At 74.8% G+C, this 15,663-nt stretch carries 13 protein-coding genes; 4 read left to right on the forward strand and 9 right to left on the reverse strand.

Annotation, left to right across the window (positions count from 1 at the left end; genetic code table 11):
- Positions 1–220: 220 nt before the first annotated feature.
- Positions 221–508, forward strand: a complete 288-nt coding sequence (locus ACFO4E_RS18770) for a DUF3040 domain-containing protein (protein ID WP_378576581.1) — start codon at positions 221–223, stop codon at positions 506–508.
- Positions 509–574: 66 nt separating this feature from the next.
- Here ACFO4E_RS18770 and ACFO4E_RS18775 read toward each other — a convergent pair whose 3' ends face one another.
- From ACFO4E_RS18775 to ACFO4E_RS18790, 4 genes are all read right to left on the reverse strand, one after another.
- Positions 575–3,001 carry a penicillin-binding transpeptidase domain-containing protein gene (locus ACFO4E_RS18775; RefSeq protein ID WP_378576583.1) on the reverse strand — a complete coding sequence of 809 codons (2,427 nt, stop codon included), beginning with the start codon at positions 2,999–3,001 and terminating at the stop codon, positions 575–577.
- A 328-nt stretch (positions 3,002–3,329) separates the two neighbouring features.
- Complete coding sequence (locus tag ACFO4E_RS18780; RefSeq protein WP_378576724.1) at positions 3,330–4,682, reverse strand: FAD-dependent oxidoreductase; 1,353 nt, start codon at positions 4,680–4,682, stop codon at positions 3,330–3,332.
- Positions 4,683–4,986: 304 nt separating this feature from the next.
- Positions 4,987–5,538 (reverse strand): hypothetical protein, encoded by a 552-nt coding sequence (locus tag ACFO4E_RS18785; protein ID WP_378576585.1) that lies wholly within the window; start codon positions 5,536–5,538, stop codon positions 4,987–4,989.
- A gap of 167 nt (positions 5,539–5,705) precedes the next feature.
- A complete protein-coding gene (locus tag ACFO4E_RS18790; protein WP_378576587.1) occupies positions 5,706–6,455 on the reverse strand; it encodes a lysophospholipid acyltransferase family protein in 750 nt (249 codons plus the stop codon).
- A 217-nt stretch (positions 6,456–6,672) separates the two neighbouring features.
- Between ACFO4E_RS18790 and ACFO4E_RS18795 the strand changes: the two genes are divergently transcribed.
- The gene (locus ACFO4E_RS18795; RefSeq protein WP_378576589.1) at positions 6,673–7,338 is read left to right on the forward strand and encodes a cyclase family protein; all 666 of its coding nucleotides are present in this window, start codon (positions 6,673–6,675) and stop codon (positions 7,336–7,338) included.
- A gap of 33 nt (positions 7,339–7,371) precedes the next feature.
- Here ACFO4E_RS18795 and ACFO4E_RS18800 read toward each other — a convergent pair whose 3' ends face one another.
- The 4 genes from ACFO4E_RS18800 to ACFO4E_RS18815 all read right to left on the reverse strand — a co-directional run bounded on the left by ACFO4E_RS18800 (position 7,372) and on the right by ACFO4E_RS18815 (position 13,249).
- The gene (locus ACFO4E_RS18800; RefSeq protein ID WP_378576725.1) at positions 7,372–9,426 is read right to left on the reverse strand and encodes an FUSC family protein; all 2,055 of its coding nucleotides are present in this window, start codon (positions 9,424–9,426) and stop codon (positions 7,372–7,374) included.
- A gap of 237 nt (positions 9,427–9,663) precedes the next feature.
- A complete protein-coding gene (locus ACFO4E_RS18805) occupies positions 9,664–10,977 on the reverse strand; it encodes a coiled-coil domain-containing protein (protein ID WP_378576591.1) in 1,314 nt (437 codons plus the stop codon).
- A gap of 395 nt (positions 10,978–11,372) precedes the next feature.
- A complete protein-coding gene (locus ACFO4E_RS18810; RefSeq protein WP_378576593.1) occupies positions 11,373–12,146 on the reverse strand; it encodes a pyridoxamine 5'-phosphate oxidase family protein in 774 nt (257 codons plus the stop codon).
- 137 nt (positions 12,147–12,283) lie between these two features.
- On the reverse strand, positions 12,284–13,249 hold the full coding sequence (locus ACFO4E_RS18815) for an aldo/keto reductase (protein ID WP_378576595.1): 966 nt from the start codon (positions 13,247–13,249) through the stop codon (positions 12,284–12,286).
- A gap of 108 nt (positions 13,250–13,357) precedes the next feature.
- Here ACFO4E_RS18815 and ACFO4E_RS18820 point away from each other — a divergent pair, with 108 nt between their 5' ends.
- Entirely contained in the window at positions 13,358–13,759 is a 402-nt protein-coding gene (locus tag ACFO4E_RS18820; RefSeq protein WP_378576597.1) for a MerR family transcriptional regulator, read from the forward strand.
- 40 nt (positions 13,760–13,799) lie between these two features.
- Here ACFO4E_RS18820 and ACFO4E_RS18825 read toward each other — a convergent pair whose 3' ends face one another.
- Positions 13,800–14,339 carry a GNAT family N-acetyltransferase gene (locus tag ACFO4E_RS18825; protein ID WP_378576599.1) on the reverse strand — a complete coding sequence of 180 codons (540 nt, stop codon included), beginning with the start codon at positions 14,337–14,339 and terminating at the stop codon, positions 13,800–13,802.
- A 327-nt stretch (positions 14,340–14,666) separates the two neighbouring features.
- Between ACFO4E_RS18825 and ACFO4E_RS18830 the strand changes: the two genes are divergently transcribed.
- Entirely contained in the window at positions 14,667–15,617 is a 951-nt protein-coding gene (locus tag ACFO4E_RS18830; protein WP_378576601.1) for a ketopantoate reductase family protein, read from the forward strand.
- The last annotated feature ends 46 nt before the right edge of the window (positions 15,618–15,663 follow it).

A 15,663-nucleotide genomic window follows, 5' to 3' on the forward strand; every position in this document is an offset into this window, starting at 1 on the left:
GCGGATCGGCGGGAATGTCCGGCATGAGGGGGCGGTGTGTCCGAAGTGTCGGTCCACGAAGCCGTGCGCGGCGTGAAAGGTGAGCGGAACCGCACCTCGGAGGCTGGTACGGATGTGCCGTCCGCGGGACGCGATCGGTTCGGCACGGATAGAACACCCGGGGGGCGGGCACACTTGACGCACGCGCCGTGTGCGTGCGGACCCAGCCGAGGAGGGTGCGATGGCCCTGCGAGAGTACGAACGGCGGATCCTCGCCGAGATCGAGCAACGGCTCGGGGAGGACGACCCCGCCCTGGCGGGGCACCTCGCCACGTTCGGCGCCGACGACCCCTCTTTCGCGCGCGCCGCCGGGGGCGGCTGGCGGCCGTGGGCGGTGTGCGCGATGATCGCGATGGCGGCGGCCGGGCTGCTGGCCCTGCTCTTCTTCACGGCCCCGAGCACCCCCGCCCCGGAGCCCGCCTCACCCCGCCAGGTGCCCGAGACCGCGGTGGAGCCCGGCCCCGGCTGACCCGGCGCCCCCACCGAGCGGCGGAGAAAAGGGTCCGGGCCGCCGCGGCGGCCCGGACCCGGGGGATCACAGCGCGTCGAGGAATGCCTTCGCCAGCGGCGCGGCGGCCTTCGACCCGCTCTCGCCGTCCTCGACCAGGACCGCGAAGGCGACGTCGCCTTCGTAGCCGACGAACCAGGCGTGGGCGGGCAGGTCCTCGCCCTCCTCGGCGGTCCCGTACTCGGCCGTGCCGCTCTTGCCGTGCACCTCGCCGGTGAAGCCCACGTCCTTCGCCGTGCCCTCGGTCACCACCGCGCGGGTCATCGCCTGCAGGCTCTCGGCGTTGGCGATCGGGGTCGGCTCGGGGAGGCCGGACGTCTCGGGATCGGTCACGAAGACCGGGGAGCGCCAGGAGCCGTCGGCCACAGCGGCGGGCACGGTCGCCATGTGCAGCGGCGAGGTCAGCATCTGGCCCTGGCCGAGGCTGGAGGCCGCCAGCAGCGTGGTGCTGTCGGGGGCGGGGAACACCGGGTCGAACGCCGACAGCCCGGTCTGCAGCTCGGAGTTGAACCCGTACTTCTCCGCCGAGCTCACCAGCGACGCGGAGTCGAGCTTCTCGGCGACCTTCTGCACCAGCGCGGTGTTGCACGAGGTCGCGAACGCCTCGGTCACGGTCTGGGCGCCGTACTCGGCGTCGCCCGCGTTCTTGAAGTCCCAGCCCCCGACCTCGGCGTTCTCGGGGCAGTCCATGCCCTCGTCCATCGTCATCCCATTGCTGAGCAGGGCGTCGTAGGAGACGATCTTGAACGTGGAGCCCGCCGGGTACTGGCCCTCGACCGCCCGGTTGAACCCGGCCGGCGTGTTGGCCACGGCCAGCACCTCGCCCGTGGAGGGGCGCATGGCGACCAGGGCCGTGGGCTTGCTCTGGCCGCCGATCGCCTGGCCGGCGGCGGCCTGCACCGCGGGGTCGATGGCGGTGGTGATGTCCTGGCCGTCGGAGCCCTCGACCTCGCCGACGACGACGGGGTTCTCGGCGTCGGCGGCGGCGTCCTCCGCGCCGGCCTCGGCCACCCGGATCGAGGTCGTCGCCGTACCGGCCAGCTCTTCCTCGTAGGCCCGCTGGAACCCGGTGACCCCCGTGGGGTCGCCCGCCTCATAGGCGGGCCCCAGGTCCTCCAGCGCCTCCTCGGTGGCCTCGCCGACCTCGCCGACGAGCATCGCCACGGAGCCGGAGGCGTCCGGGGTGTCGAGCCGGGTGCCGTCGGCGGCGAGGATGGCCCCGCGCTCCCCCCATTCGTTCACGCGGGTGAGGGTCTGGCCCTCGCCCAGCTCGGGGTGGATCACGGCGGGGGAGAACTCCACCCGCCACTCGCCGTCGACCCGCACCAGGGGCAGCTCGCCCTCGTAACTCCAGTCGCCCGCGTTGCTCAGCGACAGGTCGGCGGTGAAGGGGGCGGTCGCGGTGTCGCCGTCGGCGGTGACGCCGTCGAGCGCGATCCGGGCCTCCTCGATGCCGAGGTTGGCGTCGAGGCCGGTGAACGCGTCCTCCAGGCCGTCTCCGGTCGCCAGCGCCGCCATGGCGGCGTAGTCCTCGGAGTTCCAGGCGTCGGCGAAGGCGTCGGCGGTCTCCTCCGGCTTGGGCATGTTCAGCACGTACCAGGACACGCCGCCCCCGACCAGCGCGAGGACGACGACGGCGCTGGTGATGCCGATGATCAGGCCCTTGCGGGACCTGCGGCGCGGTCCGGCGCCGTCGTCGGAGGGTCCGCCGGGGCCGTGGGAACCGTAGGGCGCCTGAGGGCCGGAGGGGCCCTGCGGGCCGCGCGCGGGGCCGGGGGGCTCGGCGGAGACCGCGGCGAAGGAGGCGGTGCTCTCGGGGTCGCCGGCGGGCCGGTGTGCGTCGTGGCCGCGGGAGGGGGCGGGGTAGGGGGTGTGGGGAGCCGGAGCGGACGCCCCGGGGGAGCCGTATCCCGCGCCGCCGAGGTCCGTGGCGGGGTAGCCGCCCGACGCGGATCGCGCGGCGTCCTGGGGGCCGGGGGAGCCGGGAGCCGCGTGGCCCGCGCCGCCGAGACCGGCGGCGGGGTAGCCGCCGGATCCGTACCGCGCGGTGTCGTGGGGGAAGGGGCCGGGAGCCGGTGCGCCGTGGCCGGAGGGAGCGGGGGGATCCGCCGGGGAGGGCGGAGCCGCCCGGAAGTCCGCGGCGGGGTAGCCGCCCGATGCCGACCGTGCGGGGTCCGGGGTCCCGGACCCGGCCGGCGTGCCCCGGGAGTCCGCGGCGAAGGACCGCTGTGCGCCCGACGGCTGGGTCAGCGCCGAGGGCAGGGTGTAGGGGGAGGGGCGCGGCTCCGGCGGCGGCGCGCCCTCCGGGGGGCCGTGCTCCGGCCGTGCGCCCGCCGGTGCCCCGGGGGCGCCGGCACCGTCCTGCGGATCGGGACCGCCCGCGGGGTAGGGCCGCGGGTTCTCCGGGGGTATCGGACGGTCGTCACCCGGTCCCGGAGTCCACCTCTCGTCCACGCCTGATCGTCCTTCCGCTCGGCTGGGACAGATCCGCCCCGCGTCCCTGGGGGTAGGACCGCGGGGCGGGAACGTTGGGAAGTGGCCGGTGTGGCGGTCGCCTCTCGGCGCGGTGCACAACGCGGCTCTCAAGACCGTGCATCCACCCGCCGCAGCGGGTACCGCACGCGGTATTCCGCGAAGGCTATAGGTGAGGCCCGGGGGACACTTGCTACCACACCGACCACCAGTGACTCTAACCCATCGAGATGGGCGCGCGTCCCGCAACCGGGACCGCGGGCGGAGCGGTTGCGCGGATCACAGCCCGGGTGTCCGGGGCGGGCGCCGCTCAGGCGGTCGTGTCGCGCGCGATGCGGGTCATCTCCTCGCGGGAGAGGACCTTGACGCGCTTGCGCCCGTGGGGCTCGCCGAGCGACTCCTCGTGCGCCTCCAGCCGCTGCCAGCCCTCCCAGGTGGTGTAGGGCACCCGGCGCTCGGCGAGCAGGCGCAGGAACGCCTCGGGGGCGGGCTCGGCGGCGGGGGTGAAGGACTCCCGGTCGGCCACGAGGTTGGCGACGGTCTCCAGGGCGTCGCCCTTGGTGTGGCCGATCAGGCCCACCGGGCCGCGCTTGATCCACCCGGTGGCGTAGACGCCCGGGATGTGGTGCTCGTCGAGGTCGAGCACGCGCCCGCCCTCGTTGGGGATGACCCCGCGCTCGTCGTCGAAGGGCAGGTCGGCGACCGGCGAGCCGAGGTAGCCGATGGCCCGGTAGACGGCCTGGACCTCGTGGTCGACGAACTCGCCGGTGCCGCGCACGCCGCCGTCGCCGGTCAGCTCCATGCGCTCGGTGCGCAGGCCGGTGACGCGCTCGTCGCCCAGGACCTCGACGGGGCGGTGCAGGAAGTGCAGGTGCAGTCTTCGGGCCTCGCCGCGGGGGTCGCGGATCGCCCAGTTCTGCAGGACCTTGACGTTGGTCTTGACCTGGTTGGAGCCCTCGATCGCCGCGAGGCTGGCCTCGCAGAGCTCGAACTCCTCGGGGTACACGATCACCTCGACCCCGGGCTGCTTGTCGAGTTCGCGCAGCTCCATGGGGGTGAACTTGCCCTGGGCGATCCCGCGGCGGGCGAAGACGTGCACGTCGGTGACGCGCTTGGCGCGCAGGTCCTGGTGGACGTTGTCGGTGATGTCGGTCTCGAGCAGGTCGTCGGCGTCCTTGGCCAGGATCCGCGCGACGTCGACGGCGACGTTGCCGGCGCCGATCACGGCGACGCTCGTGCCGTCGACCGCCCAGGAGGGGGCGACATCGGGGTGGCTGTCGTACCAGAACACGAAGTCGGCGGCGCCGTGGCAGCCGGGCAGGCCGGCGCCGGGGATGTCCAGGGGGCGGTCCCGGTCGGAACCGGTGGCGAAGACGACCGCGTCGTAGTGCCGGCGCAGGTCCTCCAGCTTGAGGTCGACCCCGTACTCGACGTTGCCCAGGAAGCGGATCTGGGGCTTGTCCAGGATCTTGTGGAGGGCACCCTGGATCTGCTTGATCCGCGGGTGGTCGGGGGCGACGCCGTAGCGGACCAGGCCGTAGGGCGAGGGAAGCTTGTCGAGGATGTCAATGCTGACCGGGGTCCCGCTTGCTGCGAGGGTGTCGTCCTTGGTCAACAGGTCCGCGGCGTAGATCCCCGCGGGGCCGGACCCCACGATTCCCACACGCAGTGGTCGCGTCATTGGCATCTCCATTCGTCGCGTCGGGTCCGGCGGCACTATGGGGGAGCGCGGTGCGGCACGTTCCCGCATCGAGGGACGCGGGCGAGCGCGTCGGTCATGATTTAAGGGCAGGCTAACCTAACCTCATATTAAACCATGTGGGTAATTCCCACTAAACCGACTATAAAGATAGACAACCGTCTTCCCCGCCGAATGAGCGGGGTCTCCGTCACGCGGTCGCCCTCCGCGCACATGGGCGCCGGTGCAATCCCCTCACACCACCACCAACACCGGCCGCGGGCATCCCTTAGCCCGAGACGGCTGTGGGGTACCTCACCTCGCGTTCCGCGGCGGAGGGCCGGCGGGCGGCGTCGGGCCAGAGCCGGATCAGGAACTCCTCCTGTCCGCGAAGGCACTGCTCGGCCACGCGGAACGCCTCGGACTTCGGATCGCGGTAGCGCCGGAGAAGGCGATCATAGCGCTCGGCGACCGCGTGCCGGCGCCGAGCGTGCACCCGCGCGCGGTAGGGGCCGGTCCCGCAGGCCAGGCGGAGGCGCACCGCGGCTCCGGGGATGCCCCCGCTGACGACGACGTAGCCGCGCAGGAACACCTGTGCCGACGCGTGCTCCTCCCACGAGGAGCCGTCGGAGTCGGGCGGCGCGGTGTCCCATTCCTCCAGGACGACGCTGACGTCCACCCGGCCCTGGAGCGTGCTCAGCTCCATGTGGCCGAAACCGTTGGCCAGCAGTGATCCCCCGCGCATCGGGGTGTCGCCGCGAGGGCGGTCCCCCAGCGCGTGCACACGGAACGACCCACCCCCGGGGAACACCGGAAACCGCAGCCTGTTCAGGCGTGCCACCGTCCCGCACCTCCACTGTCGAGCGTCCGCGTCCGGCTCGCGGCCGCCACGCGGGCGGCACGGCCGGAGGGGACCGGTTGAGGTGAGGGGCCCGGTCTCGACCACCGACTGTAGACCGCAGGGCGCCGTCCTGTACGCGGAATCGCGAGAATGAGGCGGACGCGCGGTCACGGGCCGGGCGGCGCCGCATCCGGGCCCGCGGCGCGACCCCGCGGATCCGGTGCGCCGGCCCCGCGACCGCGCTCCAGCTCCGCCTTGACCGACGACGCGAAGCGCGCCACCTGCTCCTGGCCGGACAGCTCCCGGATGGCCGCCATGATCGCGTCGGTCGCCGCGCGGCGCGAGCGCGCCCTGCCCGATTCCCCGGCCCAGGCCGACAGGTCGACGGGCGGCCCCACGCGCACGCCCACGCGCCGCAGCGCCGGGATGCGCCGGCCCCGCGGCCGGATGCGGTCGGTGCCCGCCAGCGCCACCGGGATCACCGGCGCCTTGGACGTCAGCGCGAGCCAGGCCAGCCCGGTCTGGCCCCGGTACAGGCGCCCGTCGGGGGAGCGGCTGCCCTCGGGGAAGATCCCGAAGACGTTGCCCTGGGCCAGCACGTCGAGGCTGTGGTCCATGGCGTCCTGGGACCCCTGCCCCGGACGGCGGTCGACCGGGAGCTGCCCGAGCGCGCGCAGCACGCGCGTGAACAGCCGCCGGGAGATTCTGTCCTCCGCGAACAGCTCCCGCTTGGCGATGAAGATGATCGGCCGGGGCAGCGCGACCCCGAGGAACAGCGGGTCGATGAGGGAGAGGTGGTTGACGGCGAGGATCACCGGCCCCTGCTCGGGCAGGTGGTGCAGGCCCTCCACCCGGATCGGCCACAGTGTTCTGGTGACCGGCGCGATGACCGTCTTTGCGGCCCCGTACAGCGACACGGCGGCATTCTCTTTCGTCCAGAGGGCGGGATGGGGGGCGCCCGAAGGGACGGCGCCGGTCCGACTGTACCGGTGTGCCCGGCAGGGGCACCGAGGCCGGGGCACCGTCGCCCCACGGGCACCACGCGCTACTGTTGGTCTAGACCTCTGGGGTCAGCCGGAGGTCCGGGCACCGCGCGTGCGGGAGAGCCGGGAACCGGAGAAGAGGGCGGAGCCGATGACGCAGCTGGTCGACGTCAGCCACCAGGTCACCGAGGGCATGACCACCTACCCGGGGCTGCCCGGCCCGACCATCGAGGACCACCTGTCCTTCGAGGCGTCGCGCGCCTCCTACGCCGAGGGCACCGAGTTCCGCATCGGGCGGATCTCCATGGTCGCCAACACCGGCACCTACCTGGACATGCCGGCGCACCGCTACCGCGACGGCGCCGACCTCGCCGACCTGGAGCTGGAGAAGGTCGCCGGAGTCCCCGGCATCGTGGTCGGAGCCGAGGAGCGCGCCATCGGCCCCGACTCCTTCAAGGGCCTCGACCTCGACGGCAAGGCCGTGCTGCTGCGCACCGGCTGGGACCGCCACTGGCGCACCGAGCGCTACGGCTCCGCCGACCACCCCTACCTGACCGGGGACGGCGCCAAGGCGCTCGCCGACGCCGGGGCCACACTGGTGGGCATCGACTCGGTGAACATCGACGACACCTCCTCCGAGGGCGGCGGCGCCCGCCCCGCCCACTCGCTCCTGCTGGCGGCGGGCATCCCGGTGGTCGAGCACCTGTGCCTGCTCGACCGCCTGCCGACCGCGGGCTTCGCCTTCTTCGCCGTCCCCGTCAAGGTCCGCGGCCTGGGCACCTTCCCGGTCCGCGCCTTCGGGCTGATCCCCGACTGACCGGGCGCCGGGCGGCCCGGCGCGCGGGCGATGTCAGAGGTCGGCGTCGACCTCGTCCCTGGCCCGGCGCTGCTCCCGCTGTGCGCGGCGCTCCTGCTCCTGGGCCGCCGCCCGCTCGTCCTCGGCCACGGCGGTGCGCATCGACGACGACAGCGCCCGCAGCTCCAGGTTGATCCGCGGGTAGTCCACCAGCCGGGGCAGCGCGCCCAGGCGGGGCGTCCGGCGCTCGCGCATCGCCGACATCAGCTCGGTGAAGGCCAGGTCGAGGCGTTGCAGGGTGATCTGGGACGCGGGCGGCGGCTTCTCCAGGGCCAGGGCCGACAGGGCCAGGTAGCCCGCCCGCTGGGCCGCCACCACCACCGGCCACAGCGGCTGGGTGGTGGTCGCCCGCGGGACGTCGCCGATGGCGCTGTCGTAGACACCGCGCAGGCTGATGAGCGAGGCGCGCAGGTCGCGGCGGAGCCGGTAGCGGCGTTCGGGGCCGATCTCCACCTCGGGGTCCAGCACGGCCACGACCGCGGTGCGGGTGGAGTCGAGAACGTCGATGATGGTCTGCGGCAGGCGCGCGGCCGATGCCCGCCGCCACAGCAGCAGCGCCCCCAGCATCCCCGCCAGCGACCCGATGACGGTGTCGACGATGCGCGCCTGCGCGAGCTCCCCGACGGGGAACGGCGCGGCGGTGTGCGCCACGAGCAGCGCCATCGGCGTCACCAGGATGCTGCCGTAGAAGAAGTTGCGCTGCACGACCAGCTGGGTGAGCCCCATGAACCCGGCCGCGCACAGGATCGTCGCCGGGAGGGGGAGTTCGAGCAGGAGCAGCCCCGCCCCGAGTACCACGCCGATCAGCGTCCCCAGCGCGCGCTGCGCGGAGCGGTTCACCGTCAGCACGACGTTGCCGCCCTGGAGGACGGCCGTCGCGGTGATGGAGATCCAGTAGAACCGCTCGAAGCCGAGCCCGATGCCGAGCATGCCGGCGATCGCCACGGTGATGCCCATCCGCAGGGCGGTCGGGCGGATCAGCGAGTCGCGGCTCAGGCTGGAGCGCAGGGCGTCGGCGACCGAGGGGTGGCGGCTGTCGTGCAGCTCCAGGCCGCGGTCGTCGTCCTCGGCCTCACGGCGGCGCGCGGTCTGGGCGGCGCGGGACAGGCGGCTGTAGAGGCGGGCCTCCAGCGAGCGCGGGCGCAGCCCGCGGCGCAGGTCGTCGAGGGAATCGGGGTCGGGGCACTGCTCGGCCTTGGCGACCGCGTCCGCCAGCCCGTCGGCGAAGTCGGCGGCCGCGGCGGGCAGCGGCTCGGTACGCGCGAGGGAGACGTCGGTGGCGGCGAGGTGGATGTCGGAGACCCAGCGCAGCATGGCGCGCTGCCGCGCGGCGGTGGCGGTGTCGCGGTAGCCGCGGGTCTGCGCCAGCAGCACGATGCGCCAGGCGTTGGCGACCGCGAGGGAGGCGTCGTGCTGGACGTGGTCGAGCCTGGGGGTGCCGATGGCGCGCAGCAGCGCGGCGAGCTTGCGGTAGGCCTCGGCGACCGCGCGGTACTCGGGGTGCCGGCTGCGGGCGAGCGCGCCCGCCATCGACACCGTCCAGCCGGTGGCGGCGCCGATGGCGGCCACCGCGGCGTGCAGGGGCACCGCGCCCAGCCCGCCCGGGGCGATGGTGGAGATGGCGCATACCAGCACGAAGAACAAGGGGCCCGGGCGGTCGACCCGCAGGGCCTGGCACAGCCAGGTGCTCGTTCCCGCGACGGCGCCGATGGTCAGCGCGGCCGACCAGGGGGTGGCCGAGGCCAGGGAGCCGATGGTCACGCTGGCGACGAACCCCAGGGCGACCAGGGCGAGCGCCGTCGCGCGGTAGGTGTAGGGGGTGTTGCGCTCGTAGAGGACCGCCATCGACCCGAGCGCCGCCAGGGCGCCGGCCTGCGGGCCGAACAGGTAGGCGGAGAGGGAGAAGGCGACCGCCATGGCGATCGCGGCCTGGAACGCCATGGCCCACGACCACCGGCCGCTGGCCAGCCCGAAGACCGCCTTGAGGTCCACCCTCTGGCGCGGGCGCTCGGCCACCTTGGGGCGGACGCGGGTCGGTGGATTCCAGATGGGCTCGCTCGGAGTCGGGTCGTCGGTTCCGCCGCTCGTCGTCGCCCCCGGATCTCCCACACCCCCAATGGTAGGAGGATTCGTCCCCGACCGGGCCCGGAGGGCACACCTCAGGTGAAATGTTCGATTTGATATCGAACACACCCTTTGTCATAACACGGTCATCCGCCCCCGGCCGCGCGAGCGCCCAGTGGCCGTGGCGGCGCCGTCGGCCCGTCTACCGTCGGCGCCGGTGTGTCATCGGTCGGCGGCGGTGGGGCGGAGGGACCTGAGGTCGGCCAGGGCTTCGTCGAGTTGGGATTCGGCGCGTTCGGCGCGGTGGACGGCGTGGGCGCGGGCCTCCTCGATGGCCGCCGACCGGGTCGCCGCCGACTCCTTCGCGTCGGCCAGGGCGCGCGCGGCCTCGGCGCGGTGGGCGTCGAGCTCTTCGCGGGCGCGGACGCGCTCGGCGTCGGCGGCGGCCCGGCCGCGGTCGAGCTCGGCCGCGGTCCGGTCGCGCTCGGCGGACAGGCGCTCCACCTCCGCGGTGGCCCGGTCCAGCTGTGCCGAGACGCGCTCCAGGTCGGCGACGGCCCGTTCGCTCTCGGCGACCGCCCGGCGCAGGTCGTCGCCCTGGCGCTCCAGCTGCGCGTTGAGGCGCGTGTGCTCGGCGGCGGCCTGCCCCAGTTCGGCGGCGATGCGGTCGCGGTCGCCCGTGACGTCGGCGAGGTCGGCGCGGGCGCGGCCGGCGTCGGCCTCGGCGCGCCCGGCGCGGTCGTCGGCCTCGGTGCGGGCCCGTTCCTCCTCGCTCAGGCGCTCGCGCAGCCGCTCGCGTTCCGCGGTGGCCTGCTCCCGTTCGGCCGCGGCCTGTTCGCGCAGCTGCTCGCGTTCGGCGGACGCCTGGTCGCGGAACCGGTCGAGTTCGTCGCGCGTGCGGTCGCGTTCCTGCTCGGCGTGCTCGGCGCGGGCCCTGGCCTCGTCGCGTTCGCCCAGTGCGGCCTCGCGCCGGGAGATGGCCTCGTCGGCCATGCGCTCCGCCGACCCGGTGGCCGCGGTGGCGGACTCCGCGGCGTCCTCGGCGTGGGCGCGGGCCTGCTGCGCCTCGCGGCGCCGGTTCTCGGCCTCCAGCCGCGCGGCGTCGGCCTCGGCGACCCGCTTGGCCGCCTCCAGCCGGGCGGCCTCGACCTGGGCCTCGGCGCTGGCGGGGTCGGTCATGGTCGCGAACGCGTCGGTCGCCGCGGTGAGCGTGGCCGAGAGCTGCTCGGCCTGTACGGCGAAGCGGGTCAGCAGGTCGTCGGCGCGCAGGCGGGCCGTTGTGACCGGCGCGGGGTCGGCGGGCGTGCCGGATACGGCGGTGGGGACGGCCCCGGAGGACGCGACGGCCGCGGCCTCCTCGACCGCCCGCTGGCGCTCCTCGGCCTCCTGTTGCAGGCGCTGGCGCTCGCGCCAGGCGCGCCAGCGCGTGTGCTCGGGGAGGTCGCAGTACTCCGGCGGGCGTCCCGGGGACGAACCGCGCGGGACGGGGCGGGCGCATCCGGGGAAGTTGCAGGTGTTGGAGTCCGTTTCGGGCACGGCACGAGCGTAGTCATATTCGGCCGCCCGTGGTGGCCCGTGCGGCCCGACGCGCCAGGAGGCGGCGTCGGGCCGGCGGGATCGGGGATCGGCTCCCCTCCGAGCGCTCCGGACCGGCGGGGATGGCGGCCGCGGCCGGAGACGGTCCGGGAGGGGGAGCCACCGTCCCGCGACGGGGGTGGTGCGGGCGTGTGCCGTCCCGCGCCGGGGCGGCGCGCAGGCGCCGCTCCGGCGCGGTGGCCGCCGGGGCCCGAGGGCCGCGTGCCGCGATGCGGTGGACCCGCGGCCGGCCGGGAGCCGCGCGGCCGCCTCGCTGTCGTCCCCGGCCCCGTGCGCACCGGCGGGACGGCCCCCCGGTGCGGTGCAGTGCGGGGCGGCCGGTTCCGGCCGCGGTGTCAGGGTGCGGGGAGGTAGGCGGGCAGAGGGGTGCCGGGGGCGAGGGCGGGGTCCGGCTGCGCCGCGCCGAGGGAGCGGGTGAGGGGCACGACGCCCGCCCAGTGGGGGAGGGCGAGGTCCTCGGGGTCCTCGGCCACGCCGCCGGCGCGGACCTTGGCGGAGACCTCCTCCAGGTCCAGGCGCAGGACGGCGGTCTGCGCGAGCTCCTTGGGCGTGGCCGGCCGGCAGTCGGCGGAGCGGCCCGGCACCGCGGCGTCGACGATGGCGTCGAGGGCGGCCGCCCGTTCGGCGGGGTCGGTCACGCGGCGGGCGACGCCGTGGGCGACGACCGACCGGTAGTTGACCGAGTGGTGGAACGCCGAGCGCGCCAGGACGAGGCCGTCCGCGATCGTGACGGTGACGCACACCCGCAGCCCGTCGCCGGGCCCCGCGTCCTGAGAGCCCGTCCGCGCACCGGAGGGGCGCTCCCCCTCGGCCGCGTCGGACCCGCCCGGCTCCGCGCCGCCGTCCGGCGGCGGGGTGTGCGGTGCCCGCGCCGCCGTGCGCAGCGGCCGGCTGCCGGTCGAGCCGTGCAGGTAGAGGCGGTCCGCCACCCGCGCGTAGAGGGTCGGCAGGACCACGGGGGCGCCGTCGGCGACGAAGCCCAGGTGGCAGATCCAGTCGGCGTCGAGGATGGCGTGGACCGCGGCGCGGTCGTAGCCGGCGCGCTCGCGGTGGCGGGTGGGGGTGGTCCGGGCGGTCTGCGGATAGGAGCCGTCAGGCGGAGCGGTCATGACATCCCCTTTATTTGTCCTAGTTCAAAATTACGTGCGTACTAGGACATTATCACCCGGGTTTCGTCCGGAGAAAAGCCGGAGGCCCCGCGGAGACGTGCTCCGCGGGGCCCCGGCCGGGCTCCGGTGCCGCGGGCTCAGGGGCGGACGGTGCCGTAGCGCTCGCCGACCGCGCGCGGCAGCGCGTCCAGCTCCGCGAGGTCGTCCGCGCTGAGCCGGACATCGGCCGCCGCGGCGTTGGACTCCAGGTAGCGCAGGGTCTTGGTCCCCGGGATCGGGATGACGTAGCGTCCCTGGGCGCGCACCCAGGCCAGCGACACCTGCGCCGCGGTCGCCCCCACGCGCGCGCCGACCGCTCCGATCGCGTCGCTGATCACCTGGTTGGCGTCGATCGCCTCGGCCTGGAACCGCGGGGCGGCGCGCCGCCAGTCGTCCTTGGGCAGGTCCTCGACGCTGCCGAACCGCCCGGCCAGGAACCCCCGGCCCAGAGGGGAGAACGGCAGGAACGCGATCCCGTTCGCCTCGCAGTAGGGCAGCACGTCGTCCAGCGGGTCGCGGCTCCACAGCGACAGCTCCGACTGCACGCTGGCCACCGGGTGCACCGCCGCCGCCCGTTCGATCTCGGGGACGCCGGCCTCGGAGAGCCCGATCGCCAGGGCCTTGCCCGCGGCCACGGCCTCGGCCATGGCGCCCCAGGTCTCCTCGACGGGGACCTCGGGGTCGATCCGGTGCAGCTGGTACAGGTCGACGTGGTCGGTCCCCAGCCGGCGCAGGCTCGCGTCGATGCCCGCCCGGACGTACTCGGGGCGCCCGTTGCGCAACGGGGACCCGTCCGGGCCCGGGTACAGGCCCACCTTCGTGGCCAGGACGGCCTGGTCCCGGCGGCCCTTCAGCGCCCGCCCCACCAGCTCCTCGTTCGTGTGGGGGCCGTAGACGTCGGCGGTGTCCAGCAGCGTCACGCCGATCTCCAGCGCCCGGTGGATCACCGACACCGACACGTCGTCGTCGCGCCCGTGCGGGTCGTAGCCGTGCGTCATCCCCATGCAGCCGAGGCCGATGGCACCCACCTCGGGTCCGGCGGCCCCCAGTCTCGCGGTGATCATGTGCGTTCCTTCCCCCTCGGCTCGGCGGCCGGACCGGCCGTCCGCGTGACAGCCTGCACCTTGGAGCGCGCTCCAAGGCAAGTCCTCCAAAGGCGTAGATTCGCGCCTATGAGCGCCATCACCCCCGGAGCCGCCCTGTCGATCTCACAGGCCGCCGAACGCACCGGCCTGTCCCCCGACACCCTGCGCTACTACGAGCGCATCGGCCTGGTCGACCCGGTCCCGCGCTCGGCCGCCGGGTACCGCGTCTACGGCGAGGACGCCCTGCAATGGCTGGAGTTCGTGCTGCACCTGCGCGACACGGGCATGCCGGTGCGCGACATGCTGGAATTCGCGCGGCTGCGGCGCCAAGGGGAGCACACCGCGCCCCTGCGGCGCGCGCTGCTCGCCGAGCACCGCGAGAAGCTCCGCGAGCAGGTCCGGCGCCTGGAATCCACCCTGAGCTTCCTCGACCGCAAGATCGACGCCTACGACGGGCGCGCGGCCCGCGCCGTACCCCGCGGCAGGTGAGAGGACGGGCGCGCCCCGCGGGGCACGCCCGTCCGGAGCGCTAGTCGTGCGCGCCGAGCCCGCCGATCCGGCACACCAGAGTCGTGACGAAGGGCTGGAAGCCCTCCTGCTCGAAGAAGCGGATGTCGTCGGAGCTGCCGGCCAGCGCGGTCAGCTCGATGTCGCGGATGCCCAGTGCGCCCACCTGCCGCCGCACCTCCTCCAGCAGGCCCGCGCCCACGCCGGCGCCGGTGTGCTCACGGGGCACCGCGAGCGTCTGCACGACGGCGACCCGGTCGCCGCGGTCCCACGACCCGTGTTGGGGCTCGCGGACGGTCACCATGGCATAGCCGACCGGCGCCCCGCGGCGCTCGGCCAGCACGGCGAAGGTGTCGGGGTCGGCCAGCCAGGCCCGGTACTGCGCCCGGCGGCGGCGCCACGATTCCGCGCCCCCCACCGAGGTGATGACGTCCTCCAGGTGCGGGGCGACCGAGGTGTGCCGCTCGTGCAGCTCGGCCCACAGATCGGCCAGTTCGTCCAGCTCATGGGAACCGAGGTAGCGGAAGCGCAGCACGTCCGAATGGGCGTGCGGGTTGGCCATCAACGAAGTTTCCATCATTTTTCTCACCCGTTCCACCCGCGTCCGTACGGCTCACACCCACGGAGATACCGACCATTTCAAGGCATGAGCTGTGATAGTGACACTACGTGTCCGATCGCTCGGTGCGCCGCTCGACACGAAGAAAAGACGCACGGCAGTGCCATTCCGAAAATTTTCCTCGAATTTCGCTTTGCCGTTGGCGGTGGCGCGCGCCCGGATCCCCCGTGCCCGCACCCCCGGGCCGCCGCGATTCCGTGCGCCCGGGCAGGATGGGGCCGGAGGACGCGCCCACCCCCGCGCCCTGCCGAGACGGAGAGGAACCAGCCCGTGACGTCGCACCCCGATCCCTCCAGGCCCGCCCCCGCCGGGGAGGCCGGCCCCGGCCACATCACCGTCCTGGCCCCCGGAGGCGTCGGCGGCCTGCTCGCCGGACTCCTCGCCCGCGACGGCCGCAGCGTGGACATCGTCGCCACCGAGCCGACCGCCGCCCGCATCGCCCGGGACGGCCTGCGCGTGGAATCGGCCGCCCTCGGCGACTTCACCGCCGCCGTCGAGGCCGCCCCCGCCGCACGGCGCACCGCCGACGTGCTCATCGTCGCCACCAAGGCCACCTCCCTGGAGCCCGCACTCGACCGCGTCCCCGCCGGCCGGCTCGCCGACGGCGCGCTCATCGTGCCGCTGCTCAACGGGTTCGAGCACGTCGACCTGCTCCGCGCCCGCTACCCCCGCGCCCGCGTCCTGTCCTCCGCCATCTGGGTGGAGTCGACCCGCGTCGCCCCCGGCCACATCCGCCAGACCGGCCCCTTCGCCGGGCTGCACATCGCCTATTCCGGCGCACCCGCCGACCGCGTCGAGGACCTGGCGGCCGCGGTGCGCGCCACCGGCTTCCCCGTCGAGCTGCGCGACGACGAAGCCGCGCTCCTCTGGGGAAAGCTTCACTTCCTGCTGCCCACAGCGCTCGTGTGCACACATGCCGAACAGCCCGTGGGCGGGGTGCGCGCCGAGCGCCGCGCGGACCTGGCCGCCGTCGCCGACGAAGTGGCCGCGGTGGCCGCCGCCCGCGGGGTCGGGCTGGACTCCGGCGACGTCATCGCCATCGTCGACGCGCTCCCGCCCGGCACCAAGCCGTCGATGCTGCGCGACCGCGAAGCCGGGCGGCCCATGGAGGTCGACGCCCTGGGCGGTGCCCTGCTGCGCGCCGGCCGCGCCGCCGGGGTCCCCACCCCCGTGACCGAGCGCCTGGTGGCCGACCTGGAGCGGATCGGAGCGGCCGGCTGACCCGCCCGCCGCGCGGACCCGCCGGGAGGCCCGCGCGGCGTGCAAC

Origin of the sequence: Nocardiopsis mangrovi (assembly GCF_042653925.1) — a bacterium.
In the GTDB taxonomy this organism is placed as follows: Bacteria; Actinomycetota; Actinomycetes; order Streptosporangiales; family Streptosporangiaceae; genus Nocardiopsis_B; species Nocardiopsis_B mangrovi.

Bases quoted from the DNA above. Each gene is read 5' to 3' on its own strand.
- ACFO4E_RS18815 (WP_378576595.1), bottom strand. From the start codon at position 13,249: ATGATCACCGCGAGACTGGGGGCCGCCGGACCCGAGGTGGGTGCCATC.
- ACFO4E_RS18810 (WP_378576593.1), bottom strand. From the start codon at position 12,146: ATGACCGCTCCGCCTGACGGCTCCTATCCGCAGACCGCCCGGACCACC.
- ACFO4E_RS18820 (WP_378576597.1), top strand. From the start codon at position 13,358: ATGAGCGCCATCACCCCCGGAGCCGCCCTGTCGATCTCACAGGCCGCC.
- ACFO4E_RS18770 (WP_378576581.1), top strand. From the start codon at position 221: ATGGCCCTGCGAGAGTACGAACGGCGGATCCTCGCCGAGATCGAGCAA.
- ACFO4E_RS18795 (WP_378576589.1), top strand. From the start codon at position 6,673: ATGACGCAGCTGGTCGACGTCAGCCACCAGGTCACCGAGGGCATGACC.
- ACFO4E_RS18825 (WP_378576599.1), bottom strand. From the start codon at position 14,339: ATGGCCAACCCGCACGCCCATTCGGACGTGCTGCGCTTCCGCTACCTC.